This is a genomic window from Mucilaginibacter sp. (assembly GCF_039925265.1).
In the GTDB taxonomy this organism is placed as follows: domain Bacteria; phylum Bacteroidota; class Bacteroidia; order Sphingobacteriales; family Sphingobacteriaceae; genus Mucilaginibacter.
The window spans coordinates 1-5,597 of record NZ_JBDSZG010000063.1 but is presented as its reverse complement, the minus strand read 5'-3'; the positions used below and the strand labels follow the sequence as shown (position 1 = coordinate 5,597).

Sequence of the window (5,597 nt, the reverse complement as noted above, 5' to 3'; positions counted from 1 at the left end):
TTTGATTGTTGGTAAGGCCATAACCAAGTCTCAGTGTCAATTCATTTATAGCATTTACACTTTTCAAAAATGACTCATGATTAATTTTCCAGGCAAATGCCCCTGAATAGGTAGTAGCCCACTGATTTTGGGTTGGAAAATTTGAAGAACCATCGCCACGTATATTACCGGTGATCAGATATTTATCATAAAAGTTTAAATCAATACGACCGAAATAGGCTTCCGATGAATTGCCGAGACCATTATCGCCTGAGTTTTTGGCCGAGATAGCATCGCCGGCATTGAGGGTCTGCACATTGTTTGAAGGGAAATTATTTCGTGAGCCGCCAACATTTTCGAAAGAGCTTGACTGCCCTTCGTGCCCTGCTAAAACTTTGAAATTAAATTTACTGAAATAATGGCTATAAGTTAGGTAATTGCGCAATACCGTATAAAAGTTTTGGTACATGTTTGAGCCACCATCGTTAGTGCCTTTAACATATTTACCAAAAGCAAAAGTTGGATGAAAATAATCCTGGGTACTAAAATCGAAATTACCGGATACTTCATTTCGTAATGATAAATCTTTAGTAAACTGTATTTCGGCATACGCGTTGCCAAACACTTGATTTCTCTTTCTAACGTTTTTGTTAAGTTGGGCTAATGCCACAGGGTTGGGAACTTGAGTTACATAACCGGCCGTGTTGGTAACCCCACCCCAGGAACCATCGGCGTTTTTTACCGGAACATCGGGTGTAAGGTATAGCGCATTACCAATTACACTAGAGGCAGTAGAATTTTGGTTTTCAAAAACGTGAGCTAATTGAAGGCTGGTTCCTACTTTTAGCCATTTAGTGGTTTTATTGTCAAGGTTCAACCGTACTGATGATCTTTTAAATGCAGACCCAATAGCTATTCCTTGCTGGTTAAAATAAGAGCCTGAAAGTGAATATTGGGTCCTGGCATCGCCGCCGCTTATTCTAACTGAATTACTGTTCATCGGAGCTTTGCGGAATAATTCTTTTTGCCAGTCGGTACCGGTACCTAAATATTGGGGATTGACGAATTCGTCCCTTCTATCGAAGCCCCACGCTTGTGCCCGGGAATTAATGAAAGTGGCAAACTGCTGCAAGTTCATTGTAGGGAGTGCTTTTGGCAACTCCTGATAACCGGCATAGAAATCGTAAGCTACCTGTGGCACCCCTGCTTTACCTCTTTTTGTAGTAATAACAACAACACCGTTGGTTGCCTGCGAACCGTATATAGCAGTTGCAGACGCATCTTTCAATACATCTATCGATTCTATTTCAGCAGGATTAATACTACTTAATGGATTGGAGCCATTACCAGGATCGCCAACCGGCGGAATAATAATACCATCAATTACATATAATGGCGAATTTGAGCCAGTTATAGAAGACACGCCGTGTATTTGAATAGATACGCCGCCACCAGGTTGGCCCGACACCTGTTGAACCACAACTCCTGCAACTTTTCCCTGCAATGCCTGGTCAAAAGTAGTGGGTTGTGTTTGGCGTAGGTCATCTCCCTTTATTGAACTTATTGAGCCGGTAGCATCTTTTCTTTTCGCAGTACCATAACCGACAACCACAACTTCATTTAAATTACTGGAGGTAGAACTTAGCTTAACATTTATTGCACCGGCCTGTTTAACGTTTATCTCCTGGGTGGAGAAACCTAAAAAGCTAAAAACAAGTATGTTTCCGGGGGCAGCCGTTATGGAATAGTTACCGTCTACACCGGTTACCGATCCGATAGTTGTCCCTTTAAGCCTAACGTTTACTCCCGGTATGGGCTCGCCGCTGTCGGCACTTATTACTTTTCCGGTGATATTTAAGGTTTGTGCATGGGCCGAAAAATAAAGGAACATGCCCATGATAATTAAGGAAATTCGATATTTCACTCTCTTTTGTAAATTTTTATCCATCTTATAAAAGGATTTTAAGGTTTTTTAATAATTGGTTCATTGTTTTTGGTTAGTGCTTAATTGGTTTTTCTCTCATTCATAATTTATTTTGTTATCGCATCTTTTAGATAGTCCAATACCCAAAAACAACCTTTGAAAACTACTTTATTGTTAGTTCCGTCACGTGAAACAGCTGCCCGGACAATCAGTTAAAAAACTTCAGGTGCAGTTAGGCGCATACTTACTAATTCAAAAAAGTTAACTGTTGGTCCTATTGGTTATTGGTGGAACATGTCCAAAAGCAACGTCTTTAAGTACATTACTTTGGACTCATATTCCGGGGATGAAGCTATGGTAACGTAAAAAAAGGGAAAGGGTAGTTTTATCCAAAAGTATGGATCAAAAATCCAACCTTCATAATTACCTGTAAATAAGATTATTAAGCATTAAAACCGACCTAATTTACCCTAAACACCGAACGAAAGTTGTAATTTGGAGCAGAACGAACCGTTTTTAAAATGCAAATAACCAATGGTCACTGATTGGCCAACAAACGCTGACAACTGCTTCGCCTTTGTTATGACACGTAAATTTGAAATAAACAATAGTTGGTGTATCCAAGCGTATCCGCTTACTGTATAAATGCTATTCCTTTCTGGGGCTTACCGAACGGTAAAAGGAATACCTATGTTTGCAACACCGTTTTGAATGTATGTTCTTGCACGGTGCCTTGTCGCTCATTCGTTCGCATTTACAGCAAACAAACAGCATGGAGATCGTTATTCTTTACTTTCAGCTTCGGAATTACTTTTTTTCTGACGAATGGAATTGACATACGCAGAAGGTAGTATGTTATATTCCCCCTTAAACATTTTCGTAAAATGTTTGGGGGTATTAAAGCCTACCTCGTAGCAGATCTGGCTAACGGTCATCTGGCTATTTCCAAGCAAATAAGCCGCTTTTTTTAACCTTATGGAACGGATAAATTCACCTGGCGATTTGTTGGTGAGCATCCAAACTTTGTTATAAAGCGATCCCCGGCTGATGCCCATCTGACGACCTAATTCATCTACTGAAAGGTTGTCGTTTAAGATATTAAGTTCTATGTACTCAACTATATTCTTTAATAGCTTTTCATCTTCATTTTCTAAAGGAATTTCCTGCAATTGCACATCCATCTGCTTTTTGTAGGTGCGTTTATAGGTGTCCCGAAGGGTTAAGATATTTTTGATTTTTGAAAGCAGTATTTCAAAATTAAATGGTTTTGTCATGTAATCATTAGCGCCAATTTCCAGGCCCTTTATCTGTTCTTCGTCACCCGTTAACGCGGTTAACAGGACAACAGGAATGTGCGAGGTACGTTTGTCCTTCTTTAGCTTTCTGCACAACTCAATCCCAGTCATCTCGGGCATGCTGATATCACTTATAATAATATCAGGATGTTGCGATAGGGCTTTTTGCCAGCCTTCCCTCCCGTTTGAAGCTTCGATTAAAAAAAACACATCTTTTAAATTGTCTTTCAGGTAAAAGCGAAAGTCATCGTTATCCTCCACTAAAAGAACTACCTGCTTTTTATTTGATCCCGGCTGTTTAACGATACTTTTATCTTCATTATGAATAATCTCGTTTACGGCATCGTTATAAATGTCAGCGTTTGATGGCAGGTCTATTTCCTCACCGGTATAGATAACAAACGGCAGTTTAACTGTAAAACAACTGCCGCGATCGGGCTCACTTTCAACAGTTATTTCACCTCCGTGCATCTTCACAAACTCATGCGTAATTGCGAGGCCGATGCCGCTACCCTGGTTAATCATCGACTCCGGAATATCGTGCTGAAAAAAACGTTCGAAAATTTTGCCTTGTTTTTCAAGCGGAATGCCAATACCGGTATCAATCACCTTAATTTCAAGCGGGGCATCGCTGGCCTCTCCATCTACATTGAGCAAAACGCTTACCTGGCCGCCAGGCAGTGTAAATTTAAAGGCATTTGATAGTAGGTTAAACAATATCCTTTCTATCTTATCATGGTCAAAATCAGTAAACAGCGAATCAATCGTGGTATCAAAAATAAAATTAATCTCTTTTTGTTCAGCGATATCAGTAAATGAAAGGTATATCTCGTTGATGAACTTCGCAATATCCCCTGGCTTGCTGTGTAGTTTCAACTCCTGAACTTCCATCTTCCTGAAATCAAGCAACTGGTTTACCAGGTTCAATAATCGCCTGGCGTTTTTTCCTATCATGCCCAGCTGTTGTTTCTGTTCCTGATCAGCGTGGGTAAGCATTTTTTCGACCGGTGCCATAATAAGCGAAATCGGTGTTCGGAACTCGTGGCTTACGTTGGTCAAAAATTTAGTTTTCAATTGATCAAGATCCTGCATTCGCTTAATCTCCTGCCGCTCCTGTTCAATTATCAATTTTGCTTCCTGTTTTTCTTTCTCTGCTATAAATTTTTCTTGCTCTGCTACAATTTTTTCTTTCTCTGCTATGAATTGTCTTCTTATTTTCTGTATCCCGCGCCGACGTATAAAAAAAAGCGTTCCGGCTATTAGCAACAGGTAAATAACATAGGCGATTGGCGATTTCCAGAAGGGAGGCAATACCTTTATATTTAATTTTATATAGCTGGGTTTCCATTTTCCGTCCCGGCCAATAGCCCTTACCTTAAAAGTATAATTGCCTCCGTCAAGGTTGGTGTAGGTAGCTTTCCGGGTAGCATTGTTTGCGGTAAGCCATCCTTTATCGAAACCTTCCATTATATACTGGTGCGTTATTTTACTAGGGTTAAAGAAATTTAACGCCGCAAATTCAATGGTAAACACATTTTCACTGTGATTAAGCGTTATCTCGCGGGTGGCCGAAATCGCTTTAGATAATATGACATGACCGTCAACTGCTTCATTTGCTGCTATGGTTTTGTTGAATAATTGGAACCCCGTGAAAATCAATTTAGGCTCATCGATATTCGGATGTATACCCACTGGGTCGAAAATATTGAAGCCGTGGGAACCACCAAATACCAGTTCCCCTTTATTGGTTTTCAAAGCTGCATTTACAGTGAACTCTCTGCCCTGCAGGCCATCTGTTTCATCAAAGCTTTCAAATTGAAACTTATTGGTGCCGTTGCCGGGTGTCACCGTTATCCGGCCCAGTCCGTTTGATGTACTTAACCACATGGCCCCACCCTTATCCTCTAATACCCTCGAAACCTGGTTGTCGGGTAACCCGTCCTTTTTCATCAGCGAGATAAAACGGTTTGTTTCGGGGTTCAGTATGCTTAGTCCGTCCCTTGTCGCTATCCACATCAGGCCGCGGCTGTCCTGCGTGATATTATGGATGTCATCATTGATCAAACTGTTAGGGTCGTTTTTCTTTTTATTATAATGGATAACGCCACCTCTGTTTTTTAATATTTTATCTATCCCAAAGTATCCTCCTACCCAGAGATTACCTTTGGTGTCTTCAATGAGTGCGGATATATAAGGCGACCTGACATCAGTTTGCTTAAAGGGAGGAGAAAGTATTTTTTTTTCTCTGTCAAATATTTGCAACCCCGCCGCCGTGCCTATCCATAACCGTTTCGATGAATCTTCCAGGATATTCCATACCCGGTCATCAGCAATGCTCGTGGGCACCTTGTCATTATGTTTGTAGTGAATAAATTTTCTTCCGTCAAAATGGTCCAGCC

2 protein-coding genes are annotated in these 5,597 nt (G+C 40.6%); both read right to left on the bottom strand.

The genetic code is table 11. The annotated features are described in order from the left end of the window. The coding region (locus tag ABIX36_RS26405) for a SusC/RagA family TonB-linked outer membrane protein (protein WP_348085166.1) at positions 1-1,876 on the bottom strand (1,876 nt) is incomplete at its 3' end. An 809-nt stretch (positions 1,877-2,685) separates the two neighbouring features. Further along, on the bottom strand, positions 2,686-5,597 hold a 2,912-nt coding region (locus ABIX36_RS26400; protein WP_348085165.1), incomplete at its 5' end, for an ATP-binding protein.